The organism is Rheinheimera sp. F8 (genome assembly GCF_001518915.1).
In genome coordinates this window covers 950,651-968,078 of sequence record NZ_CP013656.1, presented here as the reverse complement: position 1 = coordinate 968,078, position 17,428 = coordinate 950,651, and the positions used below count along the sequence as shown (strand labels likewise).

Here is a 17,428-nt window from a genome sequence, read left to right as displayed (position 1 = left end):
TTATGGCTCCGACCGCGTGATCACCACGCCGGTGCGCAGCTTCTGGCTACCTTCTGTGACAATTTCATCGCCGGCTTTAAGACCCGATATGACCTCAACCAGGCCCGGTAAACGCTGGCCGGGGATGATTTCCACCTGGCGGACTTTATTTTCAGCCTCGACCACAAACACATAATGTTTGCTTTGCAGCGGCATCACGGCTTTTTCAGCGATTTGCACGACCTCAGCTTTGGCCAGTTCAACATGCACATTCAGCAGCATGCCCGGGCGCAGTTTCAAATCGGCATTGTCGATCACGGCATGGACTTTCACCGAGCGGGTCACCGGGTCAATCCGTGGGTCAATGGCCTTTACCTTGCCCTGAAAAGCAAAACCGGGATAGGCAATGTTGTCGGCGAGGATAACCATATCGGTTTGCAATGCTGCCAGATAACGTTCAGCGATATTAAATTCAACGCGGATTTTACTGATATCGTCCAGTGTGGTCAGTTCAGTGCCTGTGGCGAGGTAGGCGCCATTACTGACCTGACGTAACCCCAGCACACCGTCAAACGGCGCGTGGATCACCAGTTCATTGAGCCGGGCTTCGAGTGCGTCGAGCTGGGCGCGGGTGGCATTGACTTTGGCTTGCTGTTCGTCGAGCAACGACTGTGCGCTGGCCTGGGTCCGGGTTAAGTTTTTCAGCCGCGCTAACTGGCGGTTTTGCTCCGTCATCAGGGCCTTCAATTCAGCAATGCGGGCGCGCTCTTCGGTATCATTAAAACGGGCGATTAAATCACCTTTTTTCACCGGCTGACCTTCCCGGATATTCAGTTCAATCAGATAATCACTGCTGGCATTGACGATACGGGCGGAATCATAAGCCAGTGCCGTGCCCAGAGCGTCAACTTTTCGGGTCAGTAATGCGCTTTGAACTTTACTGGTGCTGACATAAATTTGGTTCTCAGTCCGTCGACTTTGGTCTTGCGGCCCTGTTGTTTGAAAGAATAAATACAACATAAAGCCAGCCAGCAATAAAAAAATGATCCAAATCAGGCGTGAATGGTTAATCAATGTCAGAACTCCGGTCCATATATTTCATCAAAAACTGATGTATTGTAGGGAATCCGTTCTGTATTAGATGTCGGCGTTATCGCAGTATGAGGTCGATTGGTCGTATCAGCGCGAAAATTCAGGAGATGAAATGGCGGACAAAAAGTGCGAACGCTGCAGAATGATTCGGTTTTACCTGGTCTGGACCATTCTGATGAGCTTGTTAATGTATTGGTATATGCAATCGCTATGACACACCGTCAGTTTTATGCTGCCTCGGCCAAAGGTGGTGCGACGTTGTTTCTGACGGCTGCGGCGATGTTATTGGCGGGGATGTTGTTGCTGGCAGTCCGTGCTGATTTGATGGCGGCCCAAGGCTGGGTGTTGTGGTTCCTGTTGACCCTCGTTGCTGCTTATGTCGGCATCATGAAACTCCGTGCACCGGTTTTGCTGGCAGAAACTACAGCCGATGGTTTGCGTTATTTTCACCCACGCGGCAGCTGGTTTATTCCATGGAGTTGTTTGGGGCAGGTCCAGCAAGTGACGTTGCAGGGCCGTGAAATGGCCTGGATTGGGGTGCGGGTGCTGGATTACGACCAAATTCTGACGGCTATCCCTTTGCGGCTGGCCGTACGGTTATTGATAGAACAACGTGGTTTGCTGATAGCGGCGGCGGGGGGCGGTTGTCCTGACGGGCGCTGTGTCAGCGACTATCTGACCGATGTCAGTGCCTATCGCAGTAAAACGCGGCTATACAAAGGCGTGCAGGCGATGTTCGCCCAGCGCATGGTGCATCTGCGGCAGTTTGTGCAGGCTGACCTGCTGATCCCTGCAGATCTGGCTAATTGCAGCGTCAGTGAATTTTGCCTGTTTATCAATCGGCAGCGGTTGAATTTTACTCAGGAAAACAACGGCTAGACACACCCCAACTGCTGGTTCATAATGCAAAAAACTTCCTTGCAGATTTGGTGAATGCACAGATGAGTACATATGAAAGACCTTTTCTGGTCAGTGGTCGTAATACCATTATCCACAAACAGAAAAAACTCGATTTAGTGATTATCAATGGTGATACCGACCCGGTAGTCATCGTATCCCGCACCGGCGTGAAAAAATTTGAAGAAGAAGTGCCGGCAAATCGGGTTGAAGCAAAAGAACGTTATATGGAACTGGTCGATATCGGCAGTTCAGATGTGTTTGGTGAAAGCAAAACATTATTGTTTGTGCAGGCACTGAACAACAAAGAATATAAAATCGACTACACCAAAATCGGCACTGATCTGTTTATCCGTGTTCATCAGGAAAACTATATCTGACCGTATTTCAACGGGCCTGAACGCACAATCGCTTGCATTCATGCCCGTTTTTTGTTTCAGTAACGCCACAATCAGTTTCTTTCATGTGATGTTGTCGTGAATAAAGTAGCAATGCAATTCAGCAAAGATGAAGACTTCGTCGAAGTACGGGTTGCAGTCGGATTGTATGATCTAACCGAGCAGGCTGTCCGTGACGCTTTGCAGGAAGCAGGCTACGCCCGTTGTTTTATTCTCACCGAACAAATTAACCAGTTATTGTCTGATTATCAGGCGCTGCAAAACGATATCAAGCTGAACAAACTTAAAGAAGGTGTCGTGGTCCGGCGTAAAATTGCTGAGCGCCGCAATGCCGTATTGACCATTCAAATTGCTGCCGACTCGATGTCTGCCGTGGCTGAAATTGTTGCTGCCTGGGGCGGCGCACCTGTATCAGCAAATGATCTGGTCAAAGCTGCACAAGAAGCCGGCGTTAGCTTTGGATTTCAGAAAGAGGCGATCGTGCAGCTGGTTGGCACTGCCAGCCGTGCGGAGCCCGGCAGTAAATTACAACAGATAATTGCGATTGGCCGCGTGATGCAGCCAGGTCAGAACGCCAGTTTTGAGGCCTTGGTAGAAGGGCTGACTGTTCGTCCCAACAGGCCTTTGCAGGTCAGCGAGTCAAAAGTCGATTTGCGTGACTTTGGTGTGATCCCCTCGGTTCGTATTGGAGATCCCGTAATCAGACGCCGTCCACCAACTAAAGGCGCAGACGGTGTTTCCGTTCGCGGTGATATTACCCTGGCACCTCCGGGCCAACAGGTCGAATGGAAGCCGGGTGAAGGGACTGAAGTCAGCCCAACCGACGCAGATGTGCTGATTGCCAGTCGGGATGGTATGCCACGGGTATTAGATGCCGGAGCGGCAGTTGATGAAGTCTACGCGGTAAAAAAAGTAGATTTGTCGACCGGTCATGTTCAGTTCAAAGGTTCCGTCATTATTAACGGCGATGTGACTGAAAGTATGAAAGTGATTGCCGGTGGCAATATTTTTATCAAGGGCATGGCCGAAGGATCACTGATTGAATCTGGTGGCGACGTGCATATTGGCGGTGCCATTATTGGCCATCAGTTTTCGGCACAGGATAACAGTCTGGAAAATTTCAGCACCGTGGTGCGGGCAGCAGGCAGTATCCAATGTACGTTGGCCCAATATGCGCGCATTGAATGCCAAGGCGATTTTCAGGCAACGAAACAAATTAATCATTGTGATGTGAATGCACGCAGTGTGATCGCCGGCACGGAAGATAAGCTCAATGGCAAAATTGTCGGTGGCAGTTTTTTGCTGGATTTTGGTCTGAAAGCCGGTATTTTAGGTGCTCCTTCAGAAAGCGCCTTACAGATTAATTTGAACCGTCGTATTGATCCGATCCTGGAAAAACAGCAGGCACTGAAGCAGAACATCGCCATGGTCAAACAGGAAATGGAGCAGATCCGTCAAAGCGTCGAACAAATGAAGCAACAGGAACGGTCGGAAGCTGCAGTGGAACAGATGAAATACCTGGTGGAAGATTTTGAAGCGCAAAAAGCTATCGCACTGGCGTTGATAGAAGACGTGAAACTGCTCGAAGTTGACCGGCTCAGCAAAATGACCGAAGTACTGGTGCTGGTGAAGCAGCAGATGTTCGCCGGCATCGAATTTAAACTGGGCACTGAAGTCTTGCCGGTGAAACGGGAATATGGTCCCAGTAAGATCCTGCAACAGGAAACACGGTTGAGCATTGAGCCCTGGGTCAGCTGAGAAAACCGACCAACGGACCGCAGGCTGCGACTTTCACGGCTCTGCCAACCGTTCTGTTGTGCCCGCGTATGGTATGCTGTGATGATATTGTTACCTTGCTGAATTGTGATTTGAAGTGAATATAAAGTGGTTGTGCTTAACAGGCCTGATTTTACTGCCACTCTGGACGCAGGCCAGCGAATGCAAGATGGCCTTTCGCCACGGCATCCTGATCTCCCCAGACCAAATCCGCATCCAAACCGCTGACCGTACCCAATACCAAATCAATAATGACCAACAGCTGTTTATTCAGGGCGAACTGCAGCAGTTGTCTGCTGAAGATATCCGGGTATTACAAAAATACAGTCATGGCATGCGCAAATTTGTGCCGCAAGTGGTTGGGATAGCTGTAGATAGTATGGAACTTGGTTTGCAAGCGATCGAGAGTATGCTGGTTGGGGTAGGGAACAAAGCCCAGCAGGAAGAATGGCAGGCGCTGGTACGTGAAACCACTTATCAAATCATGTCGCGTTTTGTCCGCAGTGGCGAACACTTTTACCTGGCGCCGCAAAGCCTGAATGAAATGGACGCTTTCTTACACGGTGAATTAAAGGAAAATCTGAATAATCTGGCAAAAAACACCGTTGGTGCAGTGTGGCAGGCGCTGCGGGATGCGTTGCAACAGACCGACGATAACTTTGAACTGAATGACAGCCGCGACTGGCAACCGGTCGAGCAACTGGTTGATAAAATCAACTTAGGTCTGGATGCCAAAGCAGATGAACTGGAAGCGAAATCAGCGCTGTTCTGTAATCGTCTGGTTGAACTTGACCAAATCGAAACACAGCTGCAACAACGGGTGCCGGGCCTCGCCGCATATGACGTGGTGATCGCTAAATAAATCAAAACCAGTGGGTGGCTCAGACCACCCCATAATCGTTGCCAAGCACCGCCGGCATGGCGTTATCCACTTCATCACTAATGGCATCCAACGTTTTTTCGGCTTCTGCCAGTTCGCTGACTTCAGCGATATGAAACAGCGCTTCGCCTTCATTGACTAACGGCAGGTTGTTGCGGCCAATGATAATGCCACTGAATGGTGCATGGACTGCCACTTCAAAATCAGAATACGGCGAATAGATATGAGCCAGCACATCTCCAGCCGTCACAATTTGACCGAGGCCCTGATAATACCGGGCGATCCCGTCGTGTTCGGCGCGGATCCAGCTACTTTTCTTTGAAAATAACGACCCGGTTTTCTGCTGACGTTTCAGCGTTCTGAGCATGCCGAGACTGTGCATCACATTGACAATACCCCGTACACCGATATTGATGGCTTGCTCGTCAAACCGCAGCGCTTCGCCGGCTTCATACAAAATAATTGGAATGCCCATGCCATTCGCGGTGCCACGCATAGTGCCGTCGCGACTGGCTGCCTTGATGATGATGGGGGCATTAAAACTTTCGGCCATGCGCAGCGATACTTTGTCTTTCGACGTTGCACGCACTTGCGGGTAATTGCTGCGATGAATGGCGCCAGTGTGTAAATCAATGACATGCGTCGATTTTTTTAAGATCCGATCGGTAAATTGCCAGGCCATCCGGCTGCCGAGTGAGCCCTTTTCACTGCCGGGAAAGCTGCGGTTTAAATCGCGTCGATCGGGCAGATAACGACTTTGCTGCACAAAACCATAAGTGTTGACAATCGGCACCACAATCAAGGTGCCTTTAATATTATTCAGCCGCGGCAAGCGCAACAAACGCCGGCAGATCTCCACACCATTAATTTCATCACCATGTAACGCGGCGGTAATTAACAGAACCGGCCCCGGTCTTTTGCCGTGAATGACATGCGCACCGATATTCAGTTCGGTATGGGTATAGAGTTTGCCAAACGGGATATCAACGACCATCCGTTGCCCTGGCGCGATTTGACTGTTGCCGAGTACAAAATCAGCCTGCACCGGTGTGACTGGTGAGGGTGATGCCTGGTCCGGCGATGGTTCAACGGTCAGATCCGCCACAATGTCTGGTACGATATCCGGCAGATCAGCAGGTGCAGTCATCATCGTTCCTGATGTTTTTGGTATTGGCTTTCCAGATAATCCAGAATCGCACCGGCTACGTCAACCGTTGTAGCTGCTTCGATCCCCTCCAGGCCAGGTGAGCTGTTGACTTCCATCACGACTGGACCTTCTTTGGATTGCAGGATATCGACGCCGGCGACAGCAAGCCCCATACACTTTGCCGCCTGCAGCGCGGTTTTTCGCTCTGCAGTGCTGAGTTTTACCGCAGTCGCAGTGCCGCCGCGATGCAGATTCGAGCGAAACTCACCGGCTTTGGCCTGACGTTTCATCGCGGCTACAACTTTATTGCCGACGACAAAACAGCGGATGTCGGCGCCTTTGGCTTCGCTGATGTACTGCTGCACCAGAATATTGGCATTGAGGCCCATAAAGGCTTCAATCACACTCTCTGCGGCCGTGCGGGTCTCGGCTAATACAACACCGATACCTTGAGTGCCTTCGAGTAATTTAATCACCAGTGGGGCTCCGCCGACCATTTCAATCAGGTCCGGAATGTCGCCGGGTTTATCGGCAAAACCGGTGACCGGCAAGCCAATACCTTCCCGAGCCATCAGTTGCATTGAATTGAGTTTGTCGCGCGCACGGCTGATCGCGTCAGCGGTATTCAGGCAATATACGCCCATCATTTCAAACTGACGTAGCACGGCATTGCCATAAAAGGTGATGGATGCGCCAATGCGTGGGATCACCGCATCAATGCCCTCTAATGCCGTGCCGCGGTAATGGATGGACAATGCGTTATGGTTGATGTTCATATAACACAAGGTCGGATCTATGACTTCGACCTGATGACCGCGTGCTAATGCTGTATCCACCAGGCGACGGGTGGAGTACAGCTCAGCGTTACGGGATAATACAGCAATTTTCATGCGGACTCCGAAGCTCGCAAAGACTGATCAGGAATTGCCTGATTCTAGACGGGTTTTTTAAAAGCGGGAAAGTTGCCAGCCATTTTGCAGATCTATGGCACCAGCAGTAAAGAACCAAGTCCCAGAAATACAAAAAAGCCGATGACATCGGTCACCGTGGTTAAGATCACTGAGCCAGACAAGGCCGGGTCAATCCGGGCCTTTTCCAGCCAGACCGGGATTAATACACCGGAAAATGCTGCGACCAGGATATTGATGACGATAGCCAGCGCAATAACCATTCCGATGATCCAATCGCCAAACCACAGATAGGTCACCGCACAAATTACAATCGCCCATAATACGCCGTTAATCAGCCCAACCCCCAACTCCTTGCGCATCAAAGCCCAATAGGTTTGTGGTGTGATTTGCCCCAGTGCCAGACCGCGGATGATTAACGTCAACGTCTGGCTGCCAGCGATGCCGCCCATACTGGCAACAATCGGCATTAACACGGCCAAGGCGACCTGTTGTTGTAAAGTGGCTTCAAACAAGCCAATAGTCCAGGCGGCGAGAAAAGCGGTCAATAAATTGATGCCAAGCCAGACGGCACGGCTTTTAGCACTGGACACGACCGGAGCAAATAAGTCTTCGTGTTCATCGAGACCTGCTGTATGCATAAACTGGCCTTCGAGGCTTCTGCGCACATTCTCCAGCGCTTCACCAATCGAAATACGTCCGAGCAGTTTGCCTTCATCGTCTATCACGGCCAGGGCGCTATAACCTGAGCGGGCAACGATATCAGAACCGGTGTCGAGATCCATTTCCCCTTCGACCATCGGCGCGTCTTCATCAATAAACTCAACAACCGGTAAATGCGAAGGCGCGCCTAACAGGCGAGTACCGTGCAGCTGACCGACATAACGACCGGTGCGATCAACGACCATTACGGAGTCCTGATATTCGGCATCTTCATTGAGCTTTTTAAACATCCGTACCGCATCCCGCACTTTGGCATTGTTGCGGATTGTCAGTACATCGTGATCGGCGTAGCGACCACATTGATCGTCGGTATAAGCGAGGGCGGTCGCCAGCCAGAGTTTTTCGCTGGCATCGAGTTTAGAGCAGGCCGCCTGATAGACCGCGTCTGGCAGTTCATCCAGCAGCTCAATCAGATCGTCCACATCCATCCGCGCCACCAGCTCAGTCAGCGCGGCATCAGGCAGTTGTTTAAAGATATTTTCACGCGCGTCTTCGCGCATATAACCGAGCGCATGGATCTGCTCGTCCGGATGCAGGCCAAGCCAGGTGCTGAGCCGCTGCTCCAATGGCATGGCTTCAAGCGCGACAGCGATCGCTTCCGGCTCCAGCTGGCTGAGTTTTTCCCCAAGCAGTTCGGCTTCCTGCTCGTCAAAACTGTCGCGGACAATCTCTTCGATATCCAGCAGCTGGTTTTCAGCCATAATCAGGGCCTTGTCGACAGGACTAAGCTACAGAGTCCGGTGGGTCAAAAATTGCTGCGGATGATACCGCAGCTCAGTAACATTTTTATAGTCAATTCAACAGCATTTTTCGAGTTTGTCGCCGGAGAACCGTTACCACCAGCGTTTAATTTTAAAACTCAGTAACATGCCAAGCGCAATCACCGCCATGCCGGCCAGCGTCCAGAAATACCCCAAAGGCATGTGCAATTCCGGCATATGGTCGAAGTTCATCCCATAAATACCAACAATAAAGGTCAGCGGAATAAACACCGTAGAGACCATCGTCAGCACTTTCATCCGTTCGTTAATTTGATGAGAAGAGGTCGACATATAACTGCTGACCAGATCGCCAAGTTGGTCGTAATACATCTGAGTCATGGAATGTAACCGCTCGAACTTTTCATAAAAATCTCTGAGTTCAACCGGTTCAAATTGCGACATCACACCAGCGTCGCCGTCATCCGGAGTCAGCAGGTCGGCGAACATGTCTTTCTGATAAGCGAGGTTACGGTCAAGTTTACGGAATACGGATCGGAACCGCATGATCCGGCTCATTTTATGGTCATCGCCGTGAGAGAGCATTGCGTCTTCAAATTCACCGAGTTCATCTTCAAAATTGATTAATTTTTCCAAATAGCTGGCTGACACTGTGTGGATGTAGCTTTTTACCCATTCTTTGATTGGAGTCACTGGTCGGTTCACATCGAATGCCTGGACTTTGTAATGACCCGCTTCCTCTGGCAGCTGACATTTATAAAGCAGCACCTGATTGGAGAATAGCAGCGACAGCTGGGCATGGCCTGGATACTCGTGGAAGCTTTCACCGGCAAAAGCCCGTAAAATCAATAATGTAAACCCATCGTAGGCTTCGAGTTTCGGTGGGTGACGCTCGCGTAGATAATCCTCGGCTATCACCGGGTGGATTTGAAAGTGGTTCAGTACTTGTTGTTGTTCAGCATAACTGGCGGCCGATAAGTCGATCCAGGCTTTCTGGTCGCCATGCAGCGGCAGTTGGAGCAAGTTCAGATCGCCGGATTGCCAGGCGTTGGTTTCCGGATTATATAAATGCAGGATCAGCATGCATCGTCCTTTTTGCTTATTCTGCGCCCAGCATAAGCAGTTCCGCGCGCCTGGACCAGCACAAGTTAGTCTGGCGTGCGCTAAAAATAAACCCCGGCAGTTGGCCAGGGCTTATTTCATAGTGGATAAAACCGGTAAATTTACGCGCTTTGTTTACCTTTGATATAGGCGTCCACCAGTGATTCCAGCACGTCCAGCGGTACTGCACCGTTTTTCAGCACCACATCGTGGAATTCGCGGATATCAAATTTGTCACCCAAGGCTGTTTTTGCTTTATCGCGCAGCTGAACAATTTTAATCATGCCGATCTTGTACGCGGTGGCCTGAGAAGGCATCACGATATAGCGCTCGATGGCATTTTCCGCTTCGGTGCGGGCGTTGGGGGTGTTGTCCGCCAGGTACTGGATAGCCTGTTCGCGGGTCCATTTTTTCGCATGAATACCGGTATCCACCACCAGACGGCAGGCGCGCCACAGTTCCATCGCCAACCGGCCGAAGTCAGAGTACGGGTCCTGATACAGGCCGATATCTTTTGGCAGTAACTCAGTGTACAGACCCCAACCTTCGATATAGGCGGTATAACGGCCAAACTTACGGAATTTCGGCATATCACCTAATTCCTGGGCGATGGCGATCTGCATATGGTGGCCCGGAATACCTTCATGGTAAGCCAGCGCTTCCATCTGATACTTCGGCATATCTTTCATGTTATGCAGATTGGCGTAATAAGTACCTGGTCTTTTGCCGTCCATTGACGGCTGCTGATAAAAAGCTTTGCCGGCGGACTCTTCACGAAATGGTTCTACCGCTTTGACGATCAGGTCTGCTTTGGGTTTGACCAGGAACAGGCTGTCAAGCTGCGATTTCATATGGTCAATCAGCCGGGTCGCTTCGGCTAAATAGGCGGCTTTGCCTTCGGCAGTGTCCGGGTAATAGAACTGGGCATCGTCGCGCATAAAAGCGAAAAACGCATGTAAATCGCCTTTAAAACCAACCTTTTGCATGATGGCTTTCATTTCATCATGAATGCGTGCGACTTCGGCCACACCGAGCTGATGAATTTCTTCTGCCGTCATTTTCGTGGTGGTAGTGCGTTCGAGCGCCATATTATAAAAGGCTTCACCGTCTTTAAAACGCCAGACACCGTCGTCAGTACCGGCTTGTTTTTCCTGGGCGGTTAAATAGGCAATCAGGCTTTCATAGGCTGGTTTTACGCTGCTGGTCAGCGCCACTTCCGCTTCTTTAATCAGTAACTGTTTGGCAGCATCTTCCAGCGTCAGCTTGTTGACTTTATTGCGAAAATCTTCCAGCAAAGTACTGTCTGCACCGGTGCTGAAAGGCGCACCTTTGATGATGTTCTGACTGGCCGCGATCGCCAGTGGAAACACAAATTTCGGTGGAATAATCCCCAGCTCGGCGCGTTTGGTCAGCTGAGCTTCCAGTTGTTTGAACAGCTGCGGAATGCCGTTTAACCGCGCGATATAGGCTTTAGCGTCTGATTCGTTTTCAATCTGATGTTGGTTAATCAGTAAAGAAGGCACGCCGGAATGCATGCCAAACATTTGATTGACCGGATAGTTGTAATAACGCCATTTATCGTTGGCGATATCCTGTTCCAGTTGCTGTTTAAACAGCTGATAACTTAGTGCTGTCTGGGTATCCAGTTTCGCGACATCAAATTGCGCCAGATCGGCTAAGGCTTTTTTCGTCAGCGCCAGCTCTTTGTCACTTTGCTCGTCGGTCAGCTGGTCCCACTTGTCGTAATCCTGTTTAATGCCAAGCTGGGTCAATGCCATCGGGCTTAGGGCGGCTGCATCCATGAAATATTGGTCAAAAAACGCATTGGCCTTGGCAGATTCGGTTTGTGCTGTGGCAGGCGCAGCTTGCGTGGCCGCGGCTGGTGCTGCCGGGTTAGCCGTCTGTTCCGGTGCTTTATTACAGCCCGTCAATAAGGCAGCTGAGACTGCAATAGTCAGCAGTTGAAGTTTTAGAGTCATGATATCCCCGGGTTATTGTTCATGTTTTACTGGGTAACACCAGTCAGGCGCTGGTGTTATAAAAACAGCTGCAGTAGCTCGTTCAGGAAACGCACGCCATGTGGCGTGATCTGCCAGTGCAGTGGTGTGTCGCTAACTAATCCTAACTGCACGGCGCGGGCAAGCGCCGGCGCCACCGTTTCGACAGACAACCCGGTATATGCGGTAAAGTCGGCCTTGGGGCAGGGTTCCAGTAAGCGGAAGCGATTCATAAAAAATTCGAAAGGTAGTTCGTCGGGTTCGACCGGGGTGCTGCTATCAAGATAACCGCGGCTTAAATCCATATAGCCTTTTGGGTGTTTGATTTTGACGGTGCGGACAATAGTTGCAGTTTCATCTACACCGCTGGCCGGACGAGTGATCTTGCCATGGGCACCACAACCGATACCGAGATAATCGCCAAATCGCCAGTAATTCAGATTATGCGCACATTGATAACCGGTTTTACTATAGGCCGAGGTTTCATACTGCTGATAGCCGGCCGCGGCCAGCAGCGCATGTCCCTGCTCCTGAATATCCCATAGCGCTTCATCTTCCGGCAGCACTGGCGGGCGTGAGGCAAAAGCTGTATTGGGCTCAATAGTCAGTTGGTACCAGGATAAATGCGGTGGATTTAAATCAATCGCTTGTTGTAAATCTGCCAAAGCGTCGGACACGGCCTGCCCGGGCAGGCCATGCATCAAATCCAGATTAAAGCTGTTCAGGCCCTGCTGGCGCAGCTGTGTGGCCAGTTCAGCGGCACGTCGGGCCTGCGCCGGATTATGAATGCGGCCAAGTGCCTGCAACTGCGCGGCCTGAAAACTCTGCACACCGATCGAAAAGCGGGTCAAGCCGGCAGCGACATAGCCGGCAAAGCGGCTGGCTTCGACGGTGCCCGGATTGGCTTCCATCGTCACTTCAAGATTGGGCTCACACGCCATTCTGGCGCGCACACCGCTCAGGATGGCAGCGATGCCTTCCGCGCTGAACGTGCTGGGCGTGCCACCACCGATAAAAATACTATGCAGCGCACGATTGGGGACCAGTGTCAGATCCTGGTCCAAATCGGCCAGCAAATGCGCGATATACTCGGCTTCCGGAATGCCTTGCTTCACCGCATGCGAGTTAAAATCACAATATGGACATTTCTGTACGCACCAAGGGATATGGATGTACAGCGACAGCGGGGGCAGTTGTAACACCGTTAACCCCGCAATTGCGTCAATAATAACCGCAGCGCCAGGCCACGATGACTGAGCGCAGCTTTTTCGGCTTTAGCCAGCTGCGCTGATGTTTTCCCAAGCTCTGGCAACCAGAAGATTGGGTCATAACCAAAACCACCTTCGCCGAGTTGTTGCTGATTGATTTGGCCAGACCAACGGCCATGCGCGATCAGCGGCACCGGATCGTCCGCATGTTGAACTAAAGCCAGCACACAATGAAATTCAGCGCTGCGGTCGGTATGTTGCTGCATATTCTGCAGTAATAAGCGGATATTCGCGGCGTCTTTTGTTTCTTGCGCAGTGTCCAGGCCATGCATCGCGGCGTAGCGGGCAGAATAAATACCCGGCGCGCCGCCGAGCGCGTGCACCGCCAGGCCTGAATCGTCAGCGATCGCCGGCAAACCGGTCAGTCGCGATGCATGCCGGGCTTTCAGAATGGCATTTTCGATAAAACTAAGGCCGGTTTCATCGGCATCCGGCACGCCAAACTGGCTTTGTGGCAGCACCTCGACGCCATAATCGGCCAATAAACTTTGTAGTTCAGCCACTTTGCCGGCGTTACTGCTCGCCAGTACCAGTTGTTTAAACATAACCGCTTCCTGTTATTCCGGGTAAACATCCTGGGTGAACTTCAGCACCTGCAGTTCATTACCCTGACGAATGGAGAGTTCAATGGTGATTTTTTGCTCAGAACGCGCTTCAACACCGGCCAGATAATACATTGCTGCGCCTTCTTTGACTGGTTTAAAGCTCAATTGCTGACGCTGTCCTGCCAGGTTGGTTGCAGTGCCGCTTAGTTCAACCGCCTGCGCTTTTTGGTCTGCAGTATTGAGCACCGAGATATTCAGCAGCTGGTAATTACGGCTGCGGCTTAACTGGTAATTTTTGGCGATATCCGCGTCCAGCATCGTGGTTGGCATCAGCATGTAATGCACATCCCATTTGCCAAGTTGTTGTTTTTGGTCAGCTAAGCTTGGGAAACTACCAAGCAAAAACAGCAGAAACAGTGGGTAGAGCAGCGCAGTTACAAGTTTCATCACAGGCTCCTTGAAAAGACTAGGCGGGTGGTAACCCCAGCGCAGTCAGCGCCGCCGGGATTATTTTTGGTTGGCGGATCCGCAGTTGTTTATGCCGGTTCAATTCGCCACGTTCTAATTCAATCTGGCTTTTAGCCACGTCAAACCACTGCGCCAATAATTTAATCACATGGGCATTGGCTTTGCCGTCGACAGGCGGTGCAGTGATCGCCACTTTCACTGCATCACAGTGTAAACCGACCACCTGGTCGCGACTGGCTTTGGGCTGCACGTAGATCTGCAGGATTAAATCCCCGTCGATCCAGCGCCAGGCGCTGGCTGTAGATGACATATCAGAACATACCGATAAAAAAGCTCTGTAACAGGATCTGCAGAAATTGCAGCGCGACCAACACAATCAGCACCGACAAATCAAGGCCACCCATCGGTGGGATCACTTTACGGACCGGCGCTAACAAAGGTTCAGTCAGCTGCACCAGCACCAGTTCCATCGGATTGCGGCCTTGTGAGAACCAGCTCAGGATCGCGCGGATAATCAACACCCAGAACAGCAGACTGCATGCTTCTTTTATCGTCGTCAGTACGGCGCCGGACATTAGGGCGATAATATTCAGCTGCCCGACCAGCAGCAGCTGAATGAGCAGCATTTTGCCGGCGCTGACCAGCAAGGCCAGTACCAGCGCCGCTGTGTCAAGTTTACCGATACTTGGGATCATCCGGCGCAGTGGGATCAGCAGCGGATTGGTTGCTTTAACAACAAACTGGCTGAGCGGATTATAAAAATCAGCGCGGCTGGCCTGCAGCCAAATGCGTAATAACACCACCATCAGGTACAGATTAAAAACAGTATCCAGCAGAAAATAAAATGCGTTGTTCATGCGGTTTCCTTGTCAGAGCAGGTTAAATCGGCATATTAATGAATAGTTTACAGCGTATTCGCCATCTCTTCAGCCCGGCGGATCGCTGCCTGCATTGCATCAGCAACCAGCAATTCGAGGCCGGCATTGCGCATGGTTTCAATGGCTTCATGCGTCGTACCGCCTTTACTGGTGACCTGCGCCCGTAAATCGGCAAAGCTGAGTGGCGAGCGGGCGGCCATCGTTGCGGCTCCCAATGCGGTCTGGACCACCATCTGATGGGCTTCGTCCGGGCTAAAACCGAGCAGTTCAGCCTTTTGCGTCATCGCTTGCATAAAGTAAAAAAAGTAGGCGGGTGCGCTGCCGGTGACAGCAATAATGTCGTTGATTTGACTTTCCTCGTCGAGCCACACCGTTTTACCGGTGGCACTGAACATGCTGTCGACAAAAGATTTTTCATAGTTAGAGCAACGACTGGAAAAAATTCCGGTGACACCCAGCCCGACTAGAGATGGTGTATTGGGCATAGCCCGCATCAGCCGGACTGGCCCTAGCCATTCTTCATAGCGGCTGACTGGTAAACCCGCTGCGACGGTAACAAAAAGTTTTTCGCTGATATCAGGTACCCCAGCGATCAGCTGACGGCAAACCTCACCCATCAGCTGCGGCTTAACCGACAAGACAATGACATCAGCTTTTTGCACGGCCAGCAGATTGTCCTGAGTCACTTCAATGGCAAAATCGGCGGCAAGGGCATCGAGTTTTGGCCTGCTTGGATTGGCGGCGATGATGTTCGCGGCCGGGTAGCCGGTGTTCACCATGCCCCCGATGATGCAGCGCGCCATATTGCCGGCGCCGATAAAGGCTACTGTGTTGTCATTCATGCTGTTGATTCGTTGTCTGAGAGTTATCGCGTTAACTGCGCGCGCCGAAAATGGCGGAGCCCAATCTTATCATAGTTGCCCCAAAAAGAACGGCTTGTTGCCAGTCATCTGACATCCCCATAGACAACTGATCTGCCGCTGGAAATTCTGCCTGAAGCGTGGCAGAAAGCTGCTGCATCGCGGCAAAAGCCTGCTGATTGTCACCATTCACCGCCGGGGCAGGGATTGCCATCAGGCCGGCCAGCTGGATATTCGGCAGATTGCTGATCTGACGTGCCAGTGGCAACAGGTCTTCCGGCATAATACCGGATTTGCTGTCCTCGCGACTGATATTGACCTGCAGCAGTACCTGCAGCGGCGCTTTGCCGGCCGGGCGCTGGGCGGACAAACGTTCGGCAATTTTCAGCCGGTCAATGCTATGCACCACGTCGGCGTAAACCGCGATATCGCGGGTTTTGTTGGACTGTATAGGGCCAATAAAATGCCAGCGGATCTGCGCCAAATCCGCCAGTTCCTGCGCTTTTGTCGCAAGTTCCTGCACATAGTTTTCGCCAAACTGACGTTGTCCGGCCTGATACGCTTCGCGTATGTCATTGACTGGCTTGGTTTTACTGACGGCGATTAACTGAGCAGTTGTGCCATCAGATGACTGAATTTCTGCAAGCGCCCTGTAGGCTGTCTGTAAGCGTTCTGCTATGGTGTTATGCATCAAAACCTGATTTGCCTCTTCACTGACACAGGAGTATGTCGTCATGGATATTACCGAATTACTGGCGTTCAGCGTACAACACAAAGCGTCGGACTTGCACCTGTCCGCCGGAGTGCCACCGCTGATCCGCGTCGATGGTGATGTGCGTCGTTTGAATATTCCACCGCTGACGCACAAAGACGTGCATGCGCTGGTCTATGACATTATGACGGATAAGCAGCGTAAAGAATACGAAGAGCGGCTGGAGTCGGATTTTTCCTTTGAAGTGCCGGGACTGGCGCGGTTCCGGGTTAACGCCTTTGTGCAAAATCGCGGCGCGGCGGCGGTGTTCCGCACCATTCCCAGTGAAGTATTGTCGCTGGATGATCTTGGTGCGCCGGATGTATTCCGCACTATCGCCGAAAACCCGCGTGGACTGGTGCTGGTGACCGGGCCGACCGGTTCCGGTAAATCGACCACACTGGCGGCGATGGTGGATTACATCAACACAGGCCGGCACGAGCATATTCTGACCATTGAAGACCCAATCGAATTTGTGCACCACAACAAACTTTGTCTGGTCAACCAACGGGAAGTGCACCGCGATACTTTAAGTTTCTCTAACGCTTTGCGCTCAGCGCTGCGGGAAGATCCGGATGTGATCCTGGTCGGTGAGCTGCGTGACCTCGAAACCATTCGCCTGGCAATGACCGCGGCTGAAACCGGTCACCTGGTATTTGGCACTTTGCACACCACATCCGCGCCGAAAACCATCGACCGGATCATCGACGTGTTCCCTGGCGAGGAAAAAGCGATGGTGCGCTCAATGTTATCCGAATCGCTGCGCGCCGTGATTTCACAGACGCTGCTGAAAAAAATCGGCGGCGGTCGGATTGCGGCGCATGAAATTATGATTGGGGTACCAGCCATCCGGAACCTGATCCGCGAAGACAAAATCGCCCAGATGTATTCAGTGATCCAGACCGGCGCCTCGCATGGCATGCAGACGATGGACCAGTGCCTGCTCAATTTGGTCAATCGCGGACTTATCACCAAACAGGATGCCCTGGCTAAAGCGCAGGACAAAAATGCCTTTGGTGCCATGGGCCGGATTTAACGGAG

At 51.6% G+C, this 17,428-nt stretch carries 18 protein-coding genes; 5 read left to right on the top strand and 13 right to left on the bottom strand.

The genetic code is table 11. The features are described 5' to 3' along the window. Nucleotides 1-1,053 carry an efflux RND transporter periplasmic adaptor subunit gene (locus ATY27_RS04370; RefSeq protein ID WP_244151294.1) on the bottom strand — a complete coding sequence of 351 codons (1,053 nt, stop codon included), beginning with the start codon at nucleotides 1,051-1,053 and terminating at the stop codon, nucleotides 1-3. 228 nt (nucleotides 1,054-1,281) lie between these two features. On the opposite strand from ATY27_RS04370, the gene ATY27_RS04365 reads away from it, so the two are divergent. The 4 genes from ATY27_RS04365 (at nucleotide 1,282) to ATY27_RS04350 (ending at nucleotide 5,004) form a co-directional block, all read left to right on the top strand. Further along, nucleotides 1,282-1,950: a DUF2982 domain-containing protein gene (locus ATY27_RS04365; RefSeq protein WP_208931016.1), complete on the top strand. Its 669-nt coding sequence runs from the start codon at nucleotides 1,282-1,284 to the stop codon at nucleotides 1,948-1,950. Between the two features lie 62 nt (nucleotides 1,951-2,012). Continuing rightward, nucleotides 2,013-2,348: a hypothetical protein gene (locus ATY27_RS04360; protein ID WP_208931017.1), complete on the top strand. Its 336-nt coding sequence runs from the start codon at nucleotides 2,013-2,015 to the stop codon at nucleotides 2,346-2,348. 96 nt (nucleotides 2,349-2,444) lie between these two features. Further along, nucleotides 2,445-4,124 carry a FapA family protein gene (locus tag ATY27_RS04355; RefSeq protein ID WP_244151295.1) on the top strand — a complete coding sequence of 560 codons (1,680 nt, stop codon included), beginning with the start codon at nucleotides 2,445-2,447 and terminating at the stop codon, nucleotides 4,122-4,124. A 187-nt stretch (nucleotides 4,125-4,311) separates the two neighbouring features. Next, nucleotides 4,312-5,004 (top strand): DUF2884 family protein, encoded by a 693-nt coding sequence (locus ATY27_RS04350; RefSeq protein ID WP_208931018.1) that lies wholly within the window; start codon nucleotides 4,312-4,314, stop codon nucleotides 5,002-5,004. A gap of 19 nt (nucleotides 5,005-5,023) precedes the next feature. Here the strand turns inward: ATY27_RS04350 and ATY27_RS04345 are convergent, their stop codons facing one another. From ATY27_RS04345 to ATY27_RS04290, 12 genes are all read right to left on the bottom strand, one after another. Then, nucleotides 5,024-6,172 (bottom strand): succinylglutamate desuccinylase/aspartoacylase family protein, encoded by a 1,149-nt coding sequence (locus ATY27_RS04345; protein ID WP_244151296.1) that lies wholly within the window; start codon nucleotides 6,170-6,172, stop codon nucleotides 5,024-5,026. Beyond that, nucleotides 6,169-7,059, bottom strand: a complete 891-nt coding sequence (rimK, locus tag ATY27_RS04340) for a 30S ribosomal protein S6--L-glutamate ligase (RefSeq protein WP_208931019.1) — start codon at nucleotides 7,057-7,059, stop codon at nucleotides 6,169-6,171. Before rimK ends, ATY27_RS04345 begins: the two co-directional genes overlap by 4 nt. A 92-nt stretch (nucleotides 7,060-7,151) precedes the next feature. Continuing rightward, a complete protein-coding gene (locus ATY27_RS04335) occupies nucleotides 7,152-8,501 on the bottom strand; it encodes a magnesium transporter (RefSeq protein WP_208931020.1) in 1,350 nt (449 codons plus the stop codon). Nucleotides 8,502-8,633: 132 nt separating this feature from the next. Further along, complete coding sequence (locus tag ATY27_RS04330) at nucleotides 8,634-9,602, bottom strand: magnesium transporter CorA family protein (protein ID WP_208931021.1); 969 nt, start codon at nucleotides 9,600-9,602, stop codon at nucleotides 8,634-8,636. A 140-nt stretch (nucleotides 9,603-9,742) separates the two neighbouring features. Then, nucleotides 9,743-11,599: a DUF885 domain-containing protein gene (locus ATY27_RS04325; protein WP_208931022.1), complete on the bottom strand. Its 1,857-nt coding sequence runs from the start codon at nucleotides 11,597-11,599 to the stop codon at nucleotides 9,743-9,745. A gap of 56 nt (nucleotides 11,600-11,655) precedes the next feature. Then, nucleotides 11,656-12,819, bottom strand: a complete 1,164-nt coding sequence (gene hemW, locus ATY27_RS04320; RefSeq protein WP_244151297.1) for a radical SAM family heme chaperone HemW — start codon at nucleotides 12,817-12,819, stop codon at nucleotides 11,656-11,658. Nucleotides 12,820-12,821: 2 nt separating this feature from the next. Further along, on the bottom strand, nucleotides 12,822-13,430 hold the full coding sequence (rdgB, locus tag ATY27_RS04315) for an RdgB/HAM1 family non-canonical purine NTP pyrophosphatase (RefSeq protein WP_208931023.1): 609 nt from the start codon (nucleotides 13,428-13,430) through the stop codon (nucleotides 12,822-12,824). 12 nt (nucleotides 13,431-13,442) lie between these two features. Next, nucleotides 13,443-13,877: a DUF4426 domain-containing protein gene (locus tag ATY27_RS04310; RefSeq protein WP_208931024.1), complete on the bottom strand. Its 435-nt coding sequence runs from the start codon at nucleotides 13,875-13,877 to the stop codon at nucleotides 13,443-13,445. A gap of 19 nt (nucleotides 13,878-13,896) precedes the next feature. Continuing rightward, the gene (locus ATY27_RS04305; protein ID WP_208931025.1) at nucleotides 13,897-14,208 is read right to left on the bottom strand and encodes a DUF167 family protein; all 312 of its coding nucleotides are present in this window, start codon (nucleotides 14,206-14,208) and stop codon (nucleotides 13,897-13,899) included. Between the two features lies 1 nt (nucleotide 14,209). After that, complete coding sequence (locus ATY27_RS04300; RefSeq protein WP_208931026.1) at nucleotides 14,210-14,755, bottom strand: YggT family protein; 546 nt, start codon at nucleotides 14,753-14,755, stop codon at nucleotides 14,210-14,212. A gap of 47 nt (nucleotides 14,756-14,802) precedes the next feature. After that, nucleotides 14,803-15,645 carry a pyrroline-5-carboxylate reductase gene (proC, locus tag ATY27_RS04295; RefSeq protein WP_279614573.1) on the bottom strand — a complete coding sequence of 281 codons (843 nt, stop codon included), beginning with the start codon at nucleotides 15,643-15,645 and terminating at the stop codon, nucleotides 14,803-14,805. Nucleotides 15,646-15,649: 4 nt separating this feature from the next. Further along, on the bottom strand, nucleotides 15,650-16,372 hold the full coding sequence (locus tag ATY27_RS04290) for a YggS family pyridoxal phosphate-dependent enzyme (protein ID WP_244151299.1): 723 nt from the start codon (nucleotides 16,370-16,372) through the stop codon (nucleotides 15,650-15,652). Here ATY27_RS04290 and ATY27_RS04285 point away from each other — a divergent pair. Further along, on the top strand, nucleotides 16,371-17,423 hold the full coding sequence (locus ATY27_RS04285; protein WP_208931027.1) for a type IV pilus twitching motility protein PilT: 1,053 nt from the start codon (nucleotides 16,371-16,373) through the stop codon (nucleotides 17,421-17,423). The genes ATY27_RS04290 and ATY27_RS04285 overlap by 2 nt on opposite strands. Nucleotides 17,424-17,428 lie beyond the last annotated feature (5 nt).

Excerpts from the sequence above, each read along its gene's own strand:
- ATY27_RS04365 (WP_208931016.1), top strand. The coding sequence starts at position 1,282 with ATGACACACCGTCAGTTTTATGCTGCCTCGGCCAAAGGTGGTGCGACG.
- ATY27_RS04360 (WP_208931017.1), top strand. The coding sequence starts at position 2,013 with ATGAGTACATATGAAAGACCTTTTCTGGTCAGTGGTCGTAATACCATT.
- ATY27_RS04350 (WP_208931018.1), top strand. The coding sequence starts at position 4,312 with ATGGCCTTTCGCCACGGCATCCTGATCTCCCCAGACCAAATCCGCATC.
- ATY27_RS04345 (WP_244151296.1), bottom strand. The coding sequence starts at position 6,172 with ATGATGACTGCACCTGCTGATCTGCCGGATATCGTACCAGACATTGTG.
- rimK (WP_208931019.1), bottom strand. The coding sequence starts at position 7,059 with ATGAAAATTGCTGTATTATCCCGTAACGCTGAGCTGTACTCCACCCGT.
- ATY27_RS04335 (WP_208931020.1), bottom strand. The coding sequence starts at position 8,501 with ATGGCTGAAAACCAGCTGCTGGATATCGAAGAGATTGTCCGCGACAGT.
- ATY27_RS04330 (WP_208931021.1), bottom strand. The coding sequence starts at position 9,602 with ATGCTGATCCTGCATTTATATAATCCGGAAACCAACGCCTGGCAATCC.
- ATY27_RS04325 (WP_208931022.1), bottom strand. The coding sequence starts at position 11,599 with ATGACTCTAAAACTTCAACTGCTGACTATTGCAGTCTCAGCTGCCTTA.
- rdgB (WP_208931023.1), bottom strand. The coding sequence starts at position 13,430 with ATGTTTAAACAACTGGTACTGGCGAGCAGTAACGCCGGCAAAGTGGCT.
- ATY27_RS04310 (WP_208931024.1), bottom strand. The coding sequence starts at position 13,877 with ATGAAACTTGTAACTGCGCTGCTCTACCCACTGTTTCTGCTGTTTTTG.
- ATY27_RS04305 (WP_208931025.1), bottom strand. The coding sequence starts at position 14,208 with ATGTCATCTACAGCCAGCGCCTGGCGCTGGATCGACGGGGATTTAATC.
- ATY27_RS04300 (WP_208931026.1), bottom strand. The coding sequence starts at position 14,755 with ATGAACAACGCATTTTATTTTCTGCTGGATACTGTTTTTAATCTGTAC.
- ATY27_RS04285 (WP_208931027.1), top strand. The coding sequence starts at position 16,371 with ATGGATATTACCGAATTACTGGCGTTCAGCGTACAACACAAAGCGTCG.
- ATY27_RS04290 (WP_244151299.1), bottom strand. The coding sequence starts at position 16,372 with ATGACGACATACTCCTGTGTCAGTGAAGAGGCAAATCAGGTTTTGATG.